General features: G+C 70.7%; 15 protein-coding genes. 8 read left to right on the top strand and 7 right to left on the bottom strand.

The genetic code is table 11. From position 1 onward, the window contains the following. The first annotated feature begins 142 nt into the window (after positions 1-142). The 5 genes from ACFVWR_RS03840 to ACFVWR_RS03820 are packed head-to-tail and all read left to right on the top strand — an operon-like array spanning position 143 to position 5,691. Positions 143-1,435 carry a hypothetical protein gene (locus ACFVWR_RS03840; RefSeq protein WP_387208154.1) on the top strand — a complete coding sequence of 431 codons (1,293 nt, stop codon included), beginning with the start codon at positions 143-145 and terminating at the stop codon, positions 1,433-1,435. Next, entirely contained in the window at positions 1,432-2,103 is a 672-nt protein-coding gene (locus ACFVWR_RS03835) for a DUF4129 domain-containing protein (RefSeq protein ID WP_387208152.1), read from the top strand. Before ACFVWR_RS03840 ends, ACFVWR_RS03835 begins: the two co-directional genes overlap by 4 nt. Beyond that, complete coding sequence (locus ACFVWR_RS03830; RefSeq protein WP_387208150.1) at positions 2,100-3,374, top strand: DUF4350 domain-containing protein; 1,275 nt, start codon at positions 2,100-2,102, stop codon at positions 3,372-3,374. The genes ACFVWR_RS03835 and ACFVWR_RS03830 overlap by 4 nt, the downstream gene beginning before the upstream one ends. Further along, positions 3,371-4,354 (top strand): AAA family ATPase, encoded by a 984-nt coding sequence (locus ACFVWR_RS03825; RefSeq protein ID WP_387208148.1) that lies wholly within the window; start codon positions 3,371-3,373, stop codon positions 4,352-4,354. Before ACFVWR_RS03830 ends, ACFVWR_RS03825 begins: the two co-directional genes overlap by 4 nt. Positions 4,355-4,359: 5 nt before the next feature. Then, positions 4,360-5,691 carry a DUF58 domain-containing protein gene (locus ACFVWR_RS03820; protein WP_387208146.1) on the top strand — a complete coding sequence of 444 codons (1,332 nt, stop codon included), beginning with the start codon at positions 4,360-4,362 and terminating at the stop codon, positions 5,689-5,691. Between the two features lie 391 nt (positions 5,692-6,082). Here the strand turns inward: ACFVWR_RS03820 and ACFVWR_RS03815 are convergent, their stop codons facing one another. Next, positions 6,083-7,078: a stage II sporulation protein M gene (locus tag ACFVWR_RS03815; RefSeq protein WP_387208144.1), complete on the bottom strand. Its 996-nt coding sequence runs from the start codon at positions 7,076-7,078 to the stop codon at positions 6,083-6,085. A gap of 17 nt (positions 7,079-7,095) precedes the next feature. Here ACFVWR_RS03815 and ACFVWR_RS03810 point away from each other — a divergent pair, with 17 nt between their 5' ends. Together ACFVWR_RS03810 and ACFVWR_RS03805 are read left to right on the top strand one after the other, a co-directional pair. Continuing rightward, on the top strand, positions 7,096-7,935 hold the full coding sequence (locus tag ACFVWR_RS03810) for an RDD family protein (RefSeq protein ID WP_387208142.1): 840 nt from the start codon (positions 7,096-7,098) through the stop codon (positions 7,933-7,935). A gap of 31 nt (positions 7,936-7,966) precedes the next feature. Beyond that, positions 7,967-8,908, top strand: coding sequence for a cyclase family protein (locus ACFVWR_RS03805; protein WP_387208140.1), 942 nt, complete (start codon positions 7,967-7,969; stop codon positions 8,906-8,908). A gap of 2 nt (positions 8,909-8,910) precedes the next feature. Here ACFVWR_RS03805 and ACFVWR_RS03800 read toward each other — a convergent pair whose 3' ends face one another. Genes ACFVWR_RS03800 through ACFVWR_RS03785 form a run of 4 tightly spaced genes read right to left on the bottom strand, consistent with a single transcriptional unit; the run spans position 8,911 to position 12,660 of the window. Continuing rightward, positions 8,911-9,462: a GNAT family N-acetyltransferase gene (locus ACFVWR_RS03800; protein WP_387208138.1), complete on the bottom strand. Its 552-nt coding sequence runs from the start codon at positions 9,460-9,462 to the stop codon at positions 8,911-8,913. Further along, complete coding sequence (gene ahcY, locus ACFVWR_RS03795; protein WP_387208136.1) at positions 9,462-10,952, bottom strand: adenosylhomocysteinase; 1,491 nt, start codon at positions 10,950-10,952, stop codon at positions 9,462-9,464. Before ahcY ends, ACFVWR_RS03800 begins: the two co-directional genes overlap by 1 nt. Positions 10,953-11,002: 50 nt before the next feature. Continuing rightward, positions 11,003-12,442 (bottom strand): phosphomannomutase/phosphoglucomutase, encoded by a 1,440-nt coding sequence (locus ACFVWR_RS03790; RefSeq protein ID WP_387208134.1) that lies wholly within the window; start codon positions 12,440-12,442, stop codon positions 11,003-11,005. Continuing rightward, positions 12,439-12,660: a DUF3499 family protein gene (locus tag ACFVWR_RS03785; protein WP_387208132.1), complete on the bottom strand. Its 222-nt coding sequence runs from the start codon at positions 12,658-12,660 to the stop codon at positions 12,439-12,441. Before ACFVWR_RS03785 ends, ACFVWR_RS03790 begins: the two co-directional genes overlap by 4 nt. Positions 12,661-12,702: 42 nt before the next feature. Between ACFVWR_RS03785 and ACFVWR_RS03780 the strand changes: the two genes are divergently transcribed. Next, on the top strand, positions 12,703-13,146 hold the full coding sequence (locus tag ACFVWR_RS03780) for a metallopeptidase family protein (protein ID WP_387208130.1): 444 nt from the start codon (positions 12,703-12,705) through the stop codon (positions 13,144-13,146). 1 nt (position 13,147) lies between these two features. Here ACFVWR_RS03780 and ACFVWR_RS03775 read toward each other — a convergent pair whose 3' ends face one another. Together ACFVWR_RS03775 and ACFVWR_RS03770 are read right to left on the bottom strand one after the other, a co-directional pair. Continuing rightward, a complete protein-coding gene (locus ACFVWR_RS03775) occupies positions 13,148-14,578 on the bottom strand; it encodes a DUF5719 family protein (protein WP_387208128.1) in 1,431 nt (476 codons plus the stop codon). Continuing rightward, positions 14,571-17,804, bottom strand: coding sequence for a glycosyltransferase family 2 protein (locus ACFVWR_RS03770; RefSeq protein ID WP_387208126.1), 3,234 nt, complete (start codon positions 17,802-17,804; stop codon positions 14,571-14,573). The genes ACFVWR_RS03775 and ACFVWR_RS03770 overlap by 8 nt, the downstream gene beginning before the upstream one ends. Positions 17,805-17,869 lie beyond the last annotated feature (65 nt).

Below are 17,869 nucleotides of genomic sequence, written 5' to 3'. Positions count from 1 at the left end.
GCCTTGCATAAGAGTAGTGGAGACACCTGCGGGAGCCGTGAATGCAAGCGAAAAGTGCGCCGTGGGCGAGCAGTGGCGGCGTCCCGGATGTGCCAGCATGGGTGGGGACTACGCACCGCGCGCGGGGAGTGAGGAGCACGGCGTGACCGACGAGCAGAACTGGCAGACACCGGGGCCGACACCGCCCGGGCAGCCCGCCCAGCCGGCCGCGATGCCGCAGCAGCAGCCGCAGGCGCACCCGGGCTACGGGCCGCAACCCGGCTACGGGCAGCAGCCGGGGTACGGCTACGGGCAGCAGCCCGGCTGGACTCCCCCGCCGAAGCCGGGGCTCATCCCGCTGCGTCCGCTCAGCTTCGGCACGCTGATCGGCGCGCCTTTCCAGGTCTTGCGACGCAACCCGAAGATCACCGTCGGCGCAGCCCTGCTCATCCAGACAATCCCCTCGATCGTCGTCTCGCTGCTGGTCTTCGGCGGCGCCGCGTTGCTGCTCACCCGGCTGGCGAACGCCGAGAGCGACGACCGGGCGGCACTCACCGCCGGCGCGATCGGCGGCTCGATCGTGCTCGGCCTCCTCTCGGTCGTCGTCTCCGCCGTCTCGCAGGCGCTGCTGCAAGGGGTCGTGGTGGGCGAGGTCGCGCGCGGCACGGTCGGCGAGAAGCTGACATTCCGTGCGCTCTGGCGTCTGGTCAGGGGCCGCATCGGTGCGCTGATCGGCTGGACCTTCTTGCTCACCCTCGGCTGGATGGTCGTCGCCGCGCTCGTCGTGCTGATCGCCGTGGTGCTGTTCGCCCTCGGCGGTCCTGCCGGGATCGTCGGCGGAATCCTGGTTCTGGTGCTCGGCGGCCTGGGCCTCGTCGCGCTCGCGGTCTGGATCAACACCAAGCTCGCCATGGTGCCGAGCGCCATCGTGCTCGAACGCCTGGGGCTTCGTGCGGCGGTGGCCCGATCGTGGAGCCTGACCGGCGGGTACTTCTGGAAGACCTTCGGTGTGATCGCCCTCATCTGGCTGATCGTCGCGGCCGTCTCCCAGATCATCTCGATCCCGTTCGGCATCGTAGGCGGCCTCATCGGCGGCATCTTCGCGCCGACCTCGATGACCGATCCCAACGCATCCGAGATCACTCAGATCCTCGTGAGCCAGTTCAGCGTGAACGTGCTGGCGAGCATCGTCGGCGCCATCGTGGGGGCGATCCTGTCCGTCGTGCAGACCTCGGCGGTCGCACTGCTCTACATCGACCTCAGAATGCGCAAGGAGGGACTCGATCTGGAGCTCGTGCGCTTCGTCGAGGCCCGCCAGCTCGGGCGCACGGATGTGCCCGACCCCTACCGGGCGCCGCCTCGCCCGGCGCCCGGCTACGCCTCGTACCCGCCGCCCGGCGGCTACCAGCCCCCACCTGGCGGCTACCCGCCTCCGCCCCCGCCGCCCTCCGCATGATCGGTGCCGTCAGCGGGATGCTCGTCGCCGACATCCCGGTCGATCCGAGCTCGCCCGAGGCCAAGGAGCTGATCGAGCGCGAACTCGCCAAACCCGAGTACCAGGCCGCGAAACCGACCTGGTTCGATATCGCGTCGAAGGCGGTGTCCGACTGGATCGGCTCCCTGTTCCAGGGGCCGAGCGGAGACGCAGGGCCGGTGCTGCTCATCGTCGTGGTGCTCATCATCGCCGGCCTCATCGTCGCCGCCTTCTTCATCTTCGGACGCCCTCGGCTCAACCGTCGGACGGCGAGCGCGCGGCGTTCCGTGTTCGGTGCCGATGACCTGCGCACGGCGGCGGAGCTGCGTGCGTCGGCCGCCGCGGCCGCCCGCTCGCAGAACTGGGTGCTCGCGATCGAGGAGTCGTTCCGGGCGCTCGCCCAGGGGCTCGATGAGCGAACCGTCGTGACGATCTCTCCCGGCACGACCGCCCGGGAGTTCGCGCTGCTCGCCGCCGCGGCGGTTCCGCCGGAGCGGGAGCGGCTGCTCGACGCCGCCCGGGTGTTCGACGGGGTGCGCTACCTCGACCGGCCGGGCACCGAATCCCAGTACCAGCAGCTCGTGGCGCTCGACACAAGCCTGCAGTCGGCACGGGTCGACCTGACGCCGGTGGGAGCGGCCGCCCTGTGACCTCGACCGTGTCGCACGCGCCCGAACGGGCGCGAGAGCCCGCCGACGCCCCGGCTCTCACACCGGGCGTGCGCCAGGCGACCCGGCGCAGCATCCCCTGGATCGTGCTGGCCGTCATCGCCGTGGTGATCGCCCTGATCGGCATCGCCTTCTCCCGAACGGGAGCGGGCGTCGGCGTGCCTCTCGACGCCTCGAACGCCGGCCCCGTCGGGTCGCGCGCTCTCGTCGAGGTGCTGCGGCAGCAGGGTGTGACCGTGTCGACCGCGACCTCGCTGGCCGAGGTGCGCGCCACAGCGAGCGGCGACGCCACCGTGCTGGTCTACGACCCCGACGGCAACCTCGACAGGGCCGGTTATCAAGAGGTGTCGGATGCGGCGGGCAGCGTCGTCGTCGTCGAACCCGACGACGACGCGCTGCAGCAGCTCGCACCGGGCATCGCCGCAGCCGGCCGGCCCGGAGGCACCGGCGAGATCTCCGCCGCCTGTTCGCTTCCAGCGGCGGTCGCCGCGAAGCGGATCGATCCGACTCCGACCGACAACACCGCGGGCGCCAGTCTGTCGGGAACCTTCCGCATCACCTCGGGCGACGCGACGGGGTGTTTCCGCAGCGGCAACGGGCAGTTCTCCCTGGTTCAGACGACGACCGGCTGGACGCGCGTCTCGGTGCTGGGCTCGGCCACGCTGCTCATGAACGACACGATCGACCGCAGCGGCAATGCGGCTCTGGCGCTCAATCTCCTGGGCGAACACCGCACGCTCGTCTGGTACCTGCCCGGGCTCGCCGACCGCCCCGCATCCGGGCCGCCCGCGCTCTCAGAGCTCACGCCCGGCTGGGTCACGCCCGTGATGATCCTGCTCGTGCTGGTGTTCATCGCGGCGGCGTTCTGGCGAGGACGGCGGTTCGGCCCGCTCGTGGTCGAGAACCTGCCGGTCGTCGTGCGCGCCGGTGAGACCCGCGAGGGGCGCGCCCGTCTGTACCAGAGATCGTCGGCCAGGCTGAGAGCGGCGGATGCGCTGCGCATCGGCGCCATCGCGCGGCTCGCGACCGTCGCCGGGCTCCCCCAGACGGCGACGGCGACCGAGATCTCGGATGCGATCGCCGCCCTCACCGGGCGCGACAGGAACGTTCTGCGCTCGGTGCTGATCGACAGCATCCCGCACACCGACCGCGAACTGATCGACCTCTCCGACACCATCGCGGAGCTCGAACGAGCCGCCGCAGCAGCAGTCTCCCCCGCACCGGGCGGACCGACCGGAAGAATGGACGCATGACAGACGGCACCACCACCCAGGCCACAGACTCGACAGCACTGCGGCACGCTCTCAGCCGCGTGCGTGCCGAGGTCGGAAAGGCCGTGGTCGGCCAGGACGGCGCTGTCTCCGGGCTGATCATCGCGCTGCTCGCGCGCGGCCACGTGCTCCTCGAAGGCGTGCCAGGAGTCGCCAAGACCCTTCTCGTGCGCTCCCTCAGCCAGGCGCTCAGCCTCGACACCAAGCGCATCCAGTTCACCCCCGACCTGATGCCGGGCGACGTCACCGGATCGCTGGTCTACGACAGCCAGACCGGCGGATTCGAATTCCGCGAAGGGCCGGTGTTCACGAACATCCTGCTCGCCGACGAGATCAACCGCACGCCTCCGAAGACGCAGTCGGCGCTGCTGGAGGCCATGGAGGAGCGCCAGGTGAGCGTGGACGGCGTGAGCCGGCTGCTGCCCGACCCGTTCATCGTCGCGGCGACGCAGAACCCGATCGAGTACGAGGGAACGTACGCGCTGCCGGAGGCCCAGCTCGACCGCTTCCTGCTGAAGCTCACGCTCGAGGTGCCGGAGCGGGACTCCGAGGTGGAGGTGCTGCGGCGTCACGCCGACGGCTTCAATCCTCGGGACCTGGCCGGCGCGGGCGTGACACCGGTGCTCAGCGCGGCCGACCTGGAGGCCGCGCGCTCTGCGGCCGCCGCCGTCGGAGCCACGGGGGATGTGCTCGCCTACATCGTCGACCTCGCCCGGGCCACGCGGTCGAGCCCGTCGGTGAAACTGGGCGTCAGCCCCCGCGGGACCACCGCGCTGCTCGCCGCCGCGAAGGCGTGGGCCTGGCTGTCGGGCTACGAGTCGATCACCCCCGACCACGTTCAGGCGATGCTCCTGCCGGTCTGGCGCCACCGCGTGCAGCTGCGCCCGGAGGCCGAGCTCGAAGGCGTCGGCGTCGATGCGATCCTGCGGTCGATCGTGCAGCAGGTCCAGGTTCCGATCTAACGACCATGACCCTGTCCGGACGTTTCGTCGCCCTGCTCGCGCTCGGCGTCGTCCCCGTCGTCGCCCTCGGCGCTCAGACGGGCACCGCCTACCTCGCGTTGGGCGGGTGGGTTCTGCTCTGTCTGGTGCTCGTGGCGCTCGACCTGGTGCTCGCCGCATCCCCTCGCCGCGTCGTGCTGGAGCGGCGGCTTCCGGCACGCGTCCGGCTGGGAGCCGACGCCGCGAGCGAGCTGTACGTCACGAACACGGGGCGGCGCACGATTCGCGGAACGCTCCGGGATGCGTGGGAGCCCTCGGCCGGCATCGACCGGTCGCGCACGCCCATCGTCGTGCCGTCGCGCGAGCGGCGACGGGTGGTGTCGACCCTGACGCCCTGGCGCCGCGGTGAGAGGCACGTCGCCGAGGTGACGGTGCGGGCCTGGGGGCCGCTGCACCTGGGGGCCCGGCAGGCGACGCTCGAGGCGCCGGGGCGCATCCGGGTGCTGCCGCCGTTCACTTCGCGCAAGCACCTGCCGTCGAGACTCGCACGGCTGCGGGAGCTCGACGGGATGACCAGCGTCATGCTGCGCGGGCAGGGCACGGAGTTCGACTCGCTGCGCGAGTACGTTCGCGGCGACGACGTGCGCTCGATCGACTGGCGCGCCACCGCCCGCCGCCACGACCCCAACGGCGGACGCGGCGCGCGCGTGATGGTGCGCACCTGGCGGCCCGAGCGCGACCGCCGCGTGATCATCGTTATCGACACGGCGCGCACCTCCGCCGCGAGGATCGACGACGAGCCGCGCATCGACACGGCCTTCGAATCGGCCCTGCTACTCGGCGCCCTGGCCAGCCGTGCCGGAGACCGGGTGGACCTGCTCGCCTACGACCGGGCCGTGCGAGGCCGCGTGCAGGGCGCCAGCGGACCCGAACTGCTCTCCCGGATGGTCGACGTCATGGCGGGCATCGAGCCCGCGCTCATCGAGATGGACTGGAGCGCCGTGCCCTCCCAGCTCGCGGCCATCACCTCGCAGCGGTCGCTCGTGGTGCTGCTGACCTCGATCGAGGCGCCGGGCGCATCCCGAGGGTTGCTCTCCGTGCTCCCCCAGCTGACGAAACGCCACACGGTCGTCGTCGCGTCGGTCACCGACCCGGAGACGCTGCGCGCGACCGCGGAACGCACCGACCGCGAGAGCGTCTATCGCGCCGCCGCCGCCGAGCGCGCGCTGCTCGATGTGGCTCGCGTCACGTCCGCGATCCAGCGGTCGGGGGCGGATGTGGTGACGGGCTCCCCCGCCGACCTTCCGCCCGCGCTCAGCGACCGGTACCTCGCGCTGAAGGCCGCCGGCCGGCTCTAGTCGCCGCGCGCCGCTCGCCGCTCGCCCCTCGCCGCGCGCCGCTCGCCCCTCGCCCCTCGCCCCAACCAGCGAACGAGGGGTCCCAACACGCCGTGTCAGGGATGCGCCAGACGGCGTGTCGGGACCCCTGGGTGCCGGGGCGCGCGTCCTTTGACGGCATGTCGGGACCCCTCGCGGCGAGGAGCGCCAGGCGCTGGATGCGATGGCCGGCGCGACGCGACGGCTAGCCGGGGTGAGCTCAGAGACAGCAAGCAATCGAGGGGTCCCAACGCGCCGTGTCAGGGATGCGCCAGACGGCGTGTCGGGACCCCTCGACGCCGGGGCGCACGTCCTTGGCGGCGTGTCGGGACCCCTGGGTGCGCCGGCACGCCCGCAGGGCACGCCGACAGGGTCAGCCGGCGACGACGCGACGGGAACCGGCCTCGTATTCGGTCAGGTCGCCGGTCTCGCCCGCGCGCACGGCTCGGCGACCGAGGACGAGCATGTAGGCGAGGAAGGCGCCGAGCGCGACGACGCCGATCGCGATCTTCGCCCAGACGGGAAGAGACGACGGGGTGACGAAGCCTTCGATGATGCCCGAGACGAACAGCGTGATCGCGCAGCCGATGGCCACGGTGAAGAGAGCGCGGCCGTCTTCGGCGAGCGCCTGGGCGCGCGTTCGGGCGCCCGGCGCTATCCACGCCCAGAAGATGCGCAGCCCGGCCGCCGCCGCGACGAACACGCTGGTGAGCTCGAGGAGGCCGTGCGGGAGGATGTACGAGAACATCACGTCGCCGCGGCCGTAGGCGAACATGACGCCCGCCGCGGTGCCGACGCCGATCGCATTCTGCAGCAGAACGTAGGGCACGTACACGCCGGTGATGCCGAAGGCGATGCACTGGGCGGCGATCCAGGCGTTGTTCGTCCACACCTGCCCGGAGAACGACGCCGCGGGGTTGTTCGAGTAGTAGTCGATGAAGTCGTGCTCGACGTACCGGCGGAGCTGCGCATCGGCGCCGAGGTTGGCCAGCACATCCGGGTTGCCCGCTATCCAGATCGCGTACAGGGTCGCGACGATGACGGTTGCGACGGCGACCGCGAGCACGAGCCAGCGGATGCGATAGAGGGCGGCGGGGAGCTGCAGCACGAAGAAGCGGGGCAGCTGCGAGAAGAGGTTCGCTCCGGCGCCGGTGAACCGCAGCCGCGCCGAGGCGAGGGCGACCGACAGCCTGTCGCCAGTCGCCGTGGAGCCTGCTTGGGTCTTGATGACCGACAGATCTGTCGCGCCCGACTGGTACAGGTAGATCAGCTCGTCGGCCTCGCGACCGTCGAGACGGCGCTGTCGAGCGAGCCGGGAGAGCTTGTCCCAGTCGTCGCGATGTGCGGCCGTGTATGCGTCGAGATCCATCTGCTTAGATGATAGCCATGGCACCGGCCGCGCCCCCTTTCGATACGCCCGTCGAGCGTGAGCTCGTCACGGGCGAGGCCGTCGCCCTCGATGTGAGACCGGTGAGCTACATCCTCCGGGCGGCCGGGGCGGCCATCGACTGGCTGATCTCGATGCTGGTCATGCTGGGCGCCGTGCTGCTGCTCATCGCGACAGGCGGCGGCCTCGACGCCGCCATCGGGCGCGCGCTCATCGTTCTCATCCTGGTGTTCGGGATGGTCGTGCTCCCGCTGACCGTCGAGCTCGCCAGCCGTGGCCGCTCGGTGGGACGGCTGGTCGTCGGTGCCCGGGTCGTTCGCGACGACGGCGGCGCCATCGGGTTCCGGCACGCCCTCATCCGTTCGCTCGTCGGTGTGATCGAGATCTACATGACCCTCGGCGGCATCGCTGCTCTCGCGGGCCTTCTCAACTCCCGTTCGAAGCGCCTCGGAGACCTGCTGGCGGGAACGTACAGCCAGTTGGAACGGGTTCCCAAGGTGACGCCCCTCCTCTACGCGATGCCACCCGAGCTGGCGCTCTGGGCCGCGACAGCCGACGTCGCAAAGCTGCCCGACCGCCTGTCGCGGCGCATCTCGCAGTATGTGCGCCAGGCCGGGCAGCTCACTCCCGCAGCACGCGCAGGCCTCAGTGCGGAGCTCGCCCACGAAGCATCGGCGTTCGTCTCGCCGCTGCCTCCCGTGAGCGCCGAGACGTTCCTCCTCGCCGTCTCGGTCATGCGCCGGGAGAGGGATGCGGCGGCGCTCGCCCTCGAACAGCAGCGCCTCACCCGCCTGGCCCCGACGCTCGCCGGGCTCCCCCACTCTTTCCCCGACCGCTGACCCGCCCCCGAGGCGAGACGAGAGGACACCCATGCCCGACTATCGCGCCACATTCGACGCCGAGATCGAGTTCGCGAACGGTGGCGGCCTGCAGGCGCAGGGCTTCCGGCTCGACCTGCCCAGCCCGGACATCGACGAGAATGAGCTGGCCCGGCTGTTCGTGCAGCATCTCGGACTCGCGCTCGTCGGCGAGGTGCGCCTCAGCAACGTCGAAGTGGTCGAGGAACAGCACCGGGGCAGCCGAGGGGTGCCGAGCTCTGCGCAACAGCCCACCCCCGCCTCCGCCGGCGCCGGCGCCGAGGGTCGAATCGAGGGCCGCATCGTCGACCTCAGCCACCGCATCCGGGCCGGGCTGATCACCTATCCGGGTCTGCCGGCGCCGACCGTCACGCCACACCTGACCCGCGAGGCGTCGCGAGACAAGTACGCTCCGGGCACCGAGTTCGCCATGGACATCGTCACCATGATCGGCAACACCGGCACGTATCTCGACAGCCCGTATCACCGCTACCCGGACGGTGGCGACCTCGCCTCCCTCGACCTGGCCACGCTCGTCGGGCTTCGCGCCGAGGTGTTCCATCTCACGGATGCGGTGTCGCGCGGCATCCCGGCCTCGGTCTTCTACGATCGCACCCTGGCGGGTTCCGCCGTGCTGCTGCACACCGGCTGGGACAAGCATTTCGGCACCCCGGCCTACGCGACCGGAGCCCCGTACCTCACCGAGGAGGGCGCCCTTCATCTCGTGGCGGCCGGCGTCACGCTCGTGGGCATCGACTCGCTCAACATCGACGACACCGAATCGGGCGGCGAGCGACCCGCGCACAGCGCGTTGCTGGCGGCAGGCGTGCACGTCGTCGAGCACCTCACCGACCTCGGAGAACTCCCGGCTCAGGGCGCCCGGTTCAGCGCGGCGCCGCCGGCGTTCGAGGGGTTCGGAACGTTCCCTGTGCGGGCGTACGCCGAACTACCCTGACCCTAGTCGTGCAGGATGCGCTGGAAGAGCACGTGGTCTTGCCAGCGGCCGGCGATCTTCAGGTAGTTCGGCGCGACCCCGATGCGCTCGAATCCGCTGCGGACGAGCACGGTCTGCGACGCGTGGTTGTGCAGCAGCGTCGCCGCCTGGATGCGGTGCAGCCCGTAGTCGTCGCGCGCCGCTTCGATCACGGCCGTGATCGCGCTCGACATGAGCCCGCGGCCGGTGTGATCGCGGTCGAGCCAGTAGCCCAGCATCCCGTTCTGGAAAGCGCCTCGAACGATCGACGACAGGGTGACGAGTCCGGCGATCGAGTCACCCTCGGCGAGCGCGAGCGGAAGGGCGGTGTCGAGTTCGCGCAACGCCAGCTGCTCACGGATGCGCCGCGCCTGGCCCGCCTCGGTGTAGAACTCCTCGTCGCGGGTCGGGTCCCACTGGGCCAGATGCCCGCGGTTCCGCGCGTAGGCGGCCGCCAGCTCCGGAGCATCCGACTCCCGCAGCACGCGCAGCACCAGGCCGCCCGCAAGCTCCTCGTCTGCGAACGCGAGCGTCATCAGTACCGGTAGTGGTCGACCTTGTAAGGGCCTTCCACGGGCACGCCGATGTAGGCGGCCTGCTCGTCGGTGAGTGTGGTGAGTTCGACCCCGAGCGCGTCGAGGTGGAGACGGGCGACCTTCTCGTCGAGGTGCTTCGGCAGCACATAGACGCCGACCGGGTACTTCTCCGGCGACACGTAGAGCTCCAGCTGCGCGAGCACCTGGTTGGTGAACGAGTTGCTCATGACGAAGCTGGGGTGACCGGTGGCGTTGCCGAGGTTCATCAGGCGTCCCTCGGAGAGCACCAGAACGCTGCGTCCGTTCGGGAGCCGCCACTCGTGCACCTGCGGCTTGATCTCGACCTTGACGGCGCCGGCGAGCGTCTCGAGCCCCGCCATGTCGATCTCGTTGTCGAAGTGGCCGACGTTGGCCACGATCGCCTGGTGCTTCATGCCGAGGATGTGCTCGACGGTGATCACATTGAGGTTGCCGGTGCCCGTGACGAAGATGTCGACCTGATCGACGACCGATTCGATGCGCGCGACCTGGTAGCCGTCCATCGCCGCCTGGAGCGCGTTGATCGGGTCGACCTCGCTCACGATCACCCGGGCGCCCTGACCGCGCAGGGCCTCTGCGGCGCCCTTGCCGACGTCGCCGTAGCCTGCGACGAACACGACCTTGCCGCCGATGAGCACATCCGTCGCGCGGTTGAGGCCGTCGGGCAGCGAGTGCCGGATGCCGTACTTGTTGTCGAACTTGCTCTTGGTGACCGAGTCGTTGACGTTGATCGCCGGAAAGAGGAGGTCGCCGTCACGGAAGAGCTCGTAGAGGCGGTGCACGCCTGTCGTGGTCTCCTCGGTCACGCCGATGATGCCGTCGGCGACCCGGGTCCAGCGGTCGCGGGACTCGGCGAGGGATGCGCGCAGTGCAGCGAGGATCACCCGATATTCGTGGCTGTCACCCTCGGCGTCGGCCGGAACGGCGCCGGCGAGCTCGGCATCGCGGCCCCGGTGCACGAGCAGCGTCGCGTCGCCGCCGTCGTCGAGGATGAGGTTCGGCCCTGTCCAGTCGGCGCCGGCCTGAGCCGCTTCGCCCGACCAGTCGAAGATCTGCTGCGTGCACCACCAGTACTGCTCGAGCGTCTCGCCTTTCCAAGCGAACACGGGAACGCCGGCCGGAGCCTCGGGCGTTCCGTCGGGGCCCACGGCGATCGCCGCAGCGGCGTCGTCCTGCGTGGAGAAGATGTTGCAGCTCGCCCAGCGCACCTGGGCGCCGAGTGCGACGAGCGTCTCGATCAGCACCGCGGTCTGAACGGTCATGTGGAGGGAGCCCGCGATGCGCGCACCGGCGAGCGGCTTGGCTTCGCCGAACTCCTCGCGGAGGGCCATGAGACCGGGCATCTCGTTCTCGGCCAGACGGATCTGGTGCCTGCCGGCTTCGGCGAGGGTCAGATCGGCGACTTTGAAGGGAAGAGCGGTCGAGATGTCAGCGACGGTGGGTGAGGCCATTGACCCATTCTTGCATCCGGCGGCCCGGCTCGGCGGCCCGTTACGGCGGCTCAGCCGAGAATCAGGGCCAGCACCTCGTCGCGGATGCGCTCCATGGTGGGCCTGTCCCCCGCCTCGACGTTCAACCGCAGTAGCGGCTCGGTGTTGGACGACCGCACCGAGAACCACCAGAACGGCTCGTCGCCGGCCACGACGCCGGTCACCGTGAGACCGTCGAGCTCGTCGAACTCGGCTCGTCCTGAGAAGGCCTCGACGATGCGCGTGAACGCCGCCGGCACGTCAGCGACCGTCGAGTTGATCTCGCCCGACATCGGATACGGCGTGAACTCCGCCGAGAGCGCGGACAGCGGGCGCTCCTGGGTGCCGAACTCGGCGAGAAGGTGCATCGCTGCCAGCATCCCGTTGTCGGCGCTCCAGAAGTCGCGGAAGTAGTAGTGGGCCGAGTGCTCGCCGCCGAACACCGCTCCCGACTCGCGCATGGCGTCTTTGATCAGCGAGTGACCGACCCTCGTGCGCAGCGGAACGGCGCCGGCGGCTTCGATGGTCTCCGGCACGATGTTGGAGGTGATCAGGTTGTGGATGATCGTGATCTCGGCATCCGGGTCGCTCGCCTTGGCACTGGCGATCTCCCGCAGCGCGACGATCGCCGCGACGGCCGACGGCGTGACCGCACCGCCCTGTTCGTCGACCACGAAGCACCGGTCGGCGTCGCCGTCGAAGGCGAGGCCGAGGTCGGCGCCGTGCTCGACGACCGCACGCTGCAGGTCGACGATGTTCTTCGGGTCGAGCGGGTTGGCCTCGTGATTCGGGAACGTTCCGTCGAGCTCGAAGTACAGGGGGATGATCGTGATCGGGAGAGCCGGCAGTCCGGCCGCCTCGCCGAGCACGGCGGGAACCGTCAGCCCGCCCATCCCGTTGCCTGCGTCGACGACGATCGTGATCGGCCGGATGGCGGACAGGTCGACGAGGGAACGCAGGTAGGCCGCGTAGTCGGCCAGCACGTCCTGCTCACGGTAGCCGCCCGTCTCGGCGGCGGCGTCGATGCCGTCGTGGAGGTACACGGCCGCGCGGTCGCGGACGGCGGCGAGGCCGGTGTCGAGGCTGAGGCCCTGGGCGCCGGCACGCGACATCTTGATGCCGTTGTAGGTCGCGGGGTTGTGGCTCGCGGTGAACATGGCGGCATCCGCCTGCATCGCGCCGGAGGCGTAGTACGACTCGTCGGTCGAGCAGAGACCGATGGAGACCACGTTACCGCCCCGGGCCTGCGCACCGCGGGCGAACGCTGCGGCGAAGGTGGGCGACGAGTCGCGCATGTCGTGGCCGACCACGACGTCTTTGCCGGCCGCTCCGACCTCGTCGACGAACGCGGCACCGATGGCCGCGACGATCTCTTCGGTCAGGTTCTCGCCGACGAGCCCGCGAACGTCGTAAGTCTTGACGACCTTGTCGAGGGATGCACGGATCTGGTCGAGGTCAGAGGAGTTGCTCACGCCCCATAACCTACTTCACCGAAGACCTGGTGACGCACGACCTGCCAGCCCTGCGGCGCAGACAGGCGCTCGGCGTGGATGGCGCACAGATCGTACGAGTGCGGCTCGTGGCTGAGGCTGAGCGGCCCGAGCACGACCATCGAGTCGGAATAGACGTAGGTGAGCGTGGCCACGGCATCCCGCGGGCACGCCACGCGGGAACACGGTCGGCTCAGCATCGGCCTCAGGATACCCGAGCGACGGCGACGTAGGATGACGACATGCCCCGCAACCGCCGCACCAGCAGTGAACCGCCTGCGACCTCGCGCTGGCGGAGCAGACACGGCCGCGGCGCCCGCGGACCGGTGACCGGGCCGCATCTGCCGATGTTGCACAACCGCATCGACTCGTTCGACATGACGGTCGCCTCGACGGCCGACTACCTCAAAGGCATTTGGCCGAGCGAGCTGGCGAACGTCCACTTCGAGGTCGCGGCGACGCCGATCGGGGTGCGGGGCGACGACGGTGTCGACCGCTGGCAGGTCGACCACGCTCGCCGGCGCATCGTGCTGTACCGCGTGCCCATCCAGCGACTGTCCAAGTTGCACCGCAACGACGAACTGCATCGCCGGATGTACGTGGAGGGTTGCGTGTTCCGTGCGGTCGCCGAACTGCTCGGAAAAGACCCGTGGGATCTCGCGCCGGAGCGCTTCCGCCACTTCTAAGTCAGCGCGGGTAGACCACGAGCGGTGAGGCGAGCGGTCCTGGCGGGTTCAGCGCGAACGACGAGATCTTGCCGCCGGCCGAGTAGCTCGTGCTCACGACCAGGCCGTCGGCGCCGGTGACCTCGACCATCCCGGCCGTCACGGTCGCGTTCGCCGCTCCCTCGGCGGGCACGACCAGCGTGGTCGCCTTGCCGCTCGCGGGCGTGATCGTGACCTTCTGATCCTTCTCCGCGCGGTTGGCGAAATGGAGGATGGGAGTCGGCCCGGTCGGCACCGCTGCGAGGAAGGTGTCGGCCATCGGCTGCGAGGCGACGAACCAGGCGAAATCCTTGGCCTTGCCCGCGCTCACGGACGTGCGGGCCGACGCCACCACCGGCACGCTCGAGTTCACCGTGACGGTGTAGTTGCCGTCTTTCAGTCCGTCGAGCGGGATCTCGGTCACCACGCCGGCCTTCACCGTGGCAGCGTACGAGTTGCCCGCCGCCGTGCCGTTCTCGCCGACGGCCCCGACCGTGATGTCCGCGTCGTCGGCGCCCGGCACGAACACGCGCACCGCGGGCAGGTCGGCGCCGTACCCCTCGCCGCTTTGAGCCGCGGTCACGGCCGCCAGCGTGGAGATGCGCATCCCCGAGATGATCTGCTGGCGCGACGGCGATGACGTCGCACCGCTGAGTTCGACTCCGCGCGGCTCGATGCCCTGCTCGTAGCTCTGCTGCAGCGAGGCGAGAACCTGGCCGCCGGTGCTCTGCACGTGCACCACCGGGGCCGCGACACTGGGCGCGAGCCCGGCGAGCGGGACCACCTTCTGGCCGCCCGGGGGGACGACGATGCCGGTCGCGCCGGGCGCGTCGACCCGGCCGGTCTCGGCGAAGATCGACAGCGACACGGTCGCCTGCACGGTGGTCGGGTTCGAAAGCATGATCAGGCTCGTCTGGCCGAGCGAGGTCGATCCCGCGACGAGCCAGCTGTCTGCCAGCGCTTCGCCGCAGGATGCCGCAGCGAGCCCGGCCAGGTCGTCCGTCGCCGCATCCTGGATCTGGGACCCGGCGATGAGCGGCGGCTCGGAGGCGGAGGACGGCGTCGCGACCGTGAGCACCGTCGGCGCCTCGTCAGGGTCGGCCGCATCGGAGTCCGGCGTGATGCGCCGCGTCTCAGCGGATGGTCCGTCGGTTCCGTCGGCTGTCTCCGGGCTGCCGAACGCCGTCGCCGCGGTGGCGGCACCGGCATCGGCGGCCAGCGCGAGCAGCGGCCCGGGGCAGACCCGTTGCTGATCCGCCGGCACCGGCTTCACGGTGGAGACCGGAACCGGTGCCTGGACCGACGGGATCGGCAGGATGGTGGCGCCGGCGACGACCACTCCGGCGACACCGACGCCGATGACGCCGCTGACGAGCCGGATGCTCACCCGGGCGATTCCTCGTTTGTCAGCCACGGGTATCTCCTTCCGGTGCACGACGCGGCCGGATGATCGTCTCGTCGAGACCTTCCTCGAGCGTGGTCGGCGTCGGGTGCACGACGTCGGCGCGGGGCGTGGTCGCGTCGCGTTCGGGCTCGGGATCGGGCTGGGGCTCGGGCTCACGTTCGGGCTCGGGTTCGGGCTCGGGTACCGGCTCGGGCTCGGGTACCGGCTCGGGCTCGGGTACCGGCTCCGGCACTGCCTCCGGCGCCTCCTCGGTCGATTCGACCGCGGCCTCGTCCTCCGGCTCGCCGTCGTAGTCGGGCACGGTCTCGTCGTGAATCGACTCCCCGGCTTCGTCGTCCGGCTCGGGCTCGTCGTCGGGCGTCACCGCGACATCGTCGTTGTCGCGCTTCCTGCGATCGGGGCGGCGCGAGTTCAGCTCGGCGACCCTGTCGGCCGAGCGCACCGTGGGGATCGACATCAGGAGCGTGACACCGATGACGAGAGCCTGGATCACGAGGATGAGCACTCGCCAGAATCCGCCGGCTCCGGCGGGGATCTGCGCGGCGGGCGCCACAGCGTCGGTGCCGCGGTCGAACGCCCAGAGCTGGCCGTTCGCGGTCGATCCGACGGGAACGAGCAGCGAGTTCGCGTCGAGAGCCGTCGAGGCGCGCGTCGTCGTCACCTCGGCAGGCGGCGTCGGCCTCGCGTCGTCGAGCGCGACCTGGGCGGGAGCGAGCAGCACGAAGTCGACACCGAGCTCGCGCATCCGGCTCGTCGCATCGAAACCGCTGCGGGAGGCGAGGTTGCCCGCCAAAGACGCGAGCTCCTTCTCCCGGGGACTCAGATGGCGGTCGGTCGAACTCAGGGTGCTCTGGGTCTCGAGCGTCTGCCCCGACCCGCGCACCAGCTCAGCGGCGATCCCGCCATCCGGCTGGGGCGTGATCCGAAGGGTTCCGACCCGGGGCTCCGTCGACGCCTTCGCCGTCACCACGGCCGGCATCGTGCGGCCGTTCGTCTCCTCGACGGCCGACCTGCCGTCGTACAGGGAGATCGCCGAGGGCACCGCGGCCAGAGCCAGTGCCACCAGCGCGACCCAGGCCGGGTACGCGGCCGCGCGGCCGACGGCGGAGAGGGCGATGACCGCCGCCCCCACGATCCCGAGCCAGTAGAGGCTGAGGGCCGTTCCTGGCCAGATCGGCACGACTGTCGAGCCCGCGAAGGCGACCTGAACGTGCAGCGCTGCGACGGCGGTCAGGAAGCCGACGAGGGCGACGAGCAGTGCCACGATCGCACGGTTGGAACCGCGCAGGAACAGGGCGAGGATGGCGAGCACCCCGAGCGGCGCGAGCAGGATCGGAACGATGATGTTCGGTGCCGCGGTCGGGATGGGCATTCCCAAGGCGTCGCCGAGCGTGTGCCAGCCGCCGAGCGTGCCGTCGGAAAAGCCGAGGGCGAGCTGCCAGGCGGGCGTCTGCTGAGCGTTCAAAGCAACGCCGGGGTCGGCGAAGATCGCGAGCCACGCCCCCCGAGTGATCTGCTCCCACACCAGGGGCGCGAACAGCACGACGGCAGGCAAAGGGATGAACACGATGCGGGCCGCGCGCCGTCCGGCGAACGCGATCGCCGCGATCCAGGCCACCAGCAGGGCGGGGATGAGCACCGGGGCGCACGCCACGGTGGCGGCGGCGATCAGTGCGGTGGCGGCGCTGGCCGCCCAGGAACGGCGTGCGGCGAGGCCGGCGAAGAACAGCCAGGGCAGCAGGATGTGCGCGAGCACGGCAGCGGGACGCGCGTCTTGCATGGCCACGAGCAGCGTGGGGGCGATGGCGTAGACGAGCCCGGCGAAGACCCGCAGCAGTGTGCGGTTGGTGAGCCGCGCGGCGGCGAGCCAGGCGCCGAGCGCCGCCAGCGGGATGGCGGCGAAGTAGAGCACCACGAGCGAGAACGACGGCTGCCAGAAGGTGATCGTGCCGAGCACGGCCAGAACGGCGGAGAACGGGTCGGCGGCGCCGACGAAGCCGAGCCCGACATCCCGCCAGCCGTAGCCGAGGTCGGCCCAGAGCTGGCCGACCGAGTCGCCGAGCGGGAGGAGACCGCCACCGCCGAGCGCACCGCTGCCGAAGAGGGGGAAGAAGATGGCGACACCGATCACCAGGGCGGCGAGCACCGTCCAGCCGCCACCGGTGCCGAAGAAGTCGAGTTCCTGCCGCTCTCCCTGCTGGCCGACGAGCGCCGCTTCGCGTTTCAGGGCGCGCGCGCGACGAACTTCAGCGAACGGGATGCGCAACGGCGCGACCGCGGCCCAGCCGACGGTCTTGTTCTGGTTCAGCACCCGCCGCGCAGTGCTCACGCGGATGCCGGAGAACGCGACCAGGAAGGCCGCCGCCAGTTCTCCCCCGACGGCGCCGGGCTCCTTGCGCACGATGCGCCCGATCGAGCGGGCGATCGCGAGCGGAACCAGGCTCAGCCAATGGAACGGCACGGCGGCGGCGGGTGCGTAGACCATGCGTCGGTGCAGCTGGGCGGCACGGCGCTCCTTCGCGAGACGACGGCGGACCCGCCATTTGCGCGACAGGTTGGGCCCGGCGACGCCGTCGCCGCCGACCGCGACCCGCGCCTGGGCGACGAGAACGACGCGGAATCCGGCGAGCCGAACGCGCGTGCTGAAGTCGAGGCCGTCGTCGGCCGTCGGGAGCCCCGGGTCGAACCCGCCGAGCTTGTCCCACAGGGTCTGGCGCACGATCAGTCCGGCGGAAGAGACGGCGAGCACGTCGCTCAGTCCGTCATGCTGCGCCTGGTCCATCTCGTTCTCGACGAGCGGAACGGCGGCGCCGAACGGCGTCATCGCCTCTCCGAACTCGCGGATGAAGGTCGGGTCGTCCCAGTCGACGAGCTTCGGCCCGGCAGCCGCAACCGACGGCGACACCTCGACGGCGCCGAGCAGCGTCTCGAGGGCCTCGGGTTCGGGAGCCGTGTCCTGGGCGAGGAGCCAGAGCCACTCGTGGTCGGACGTCGGCGGTGCCGTCACCCGCACGCCGGTGGCGACGGCGGCGCCGAAGGGCACTTTCTCGGGCACGGAGAGCAGCTGGGTGGGCTGGAACGCTGCGAGCAGCTGTGCTGCGTCGTCGGTGGATGCGCAATCGACCGCGATCACGACATCCGGTTGGCGGGTCTGTGCCGCGAGCGCGTCGAGAGTGCGCTGAAGACGGGGGCCGCCACTGTGGGCGACGACGATGGCGGTGACTCTCGGAAACATCGGAGTCAGCCTAAGTTGGGCATCGGCGGATGAGCGTCAGTCCCTTGGGCGCGGCGCATAATCGC

It is taken from the genome of Leifsonia sp. NPDC058292 (assembly GCF_042880955.1).
Taxonomy (GTDB): domain Bacteria; phylum Actinomycetota; class Actinomycetes; order Actinomycetales; family Microbacteriaceae; genus Leifsonia.
Note: the sequence above shows the minus strand (reverse complement) of the source record. Positions and strands in the feature narration are given on the sequence as shown.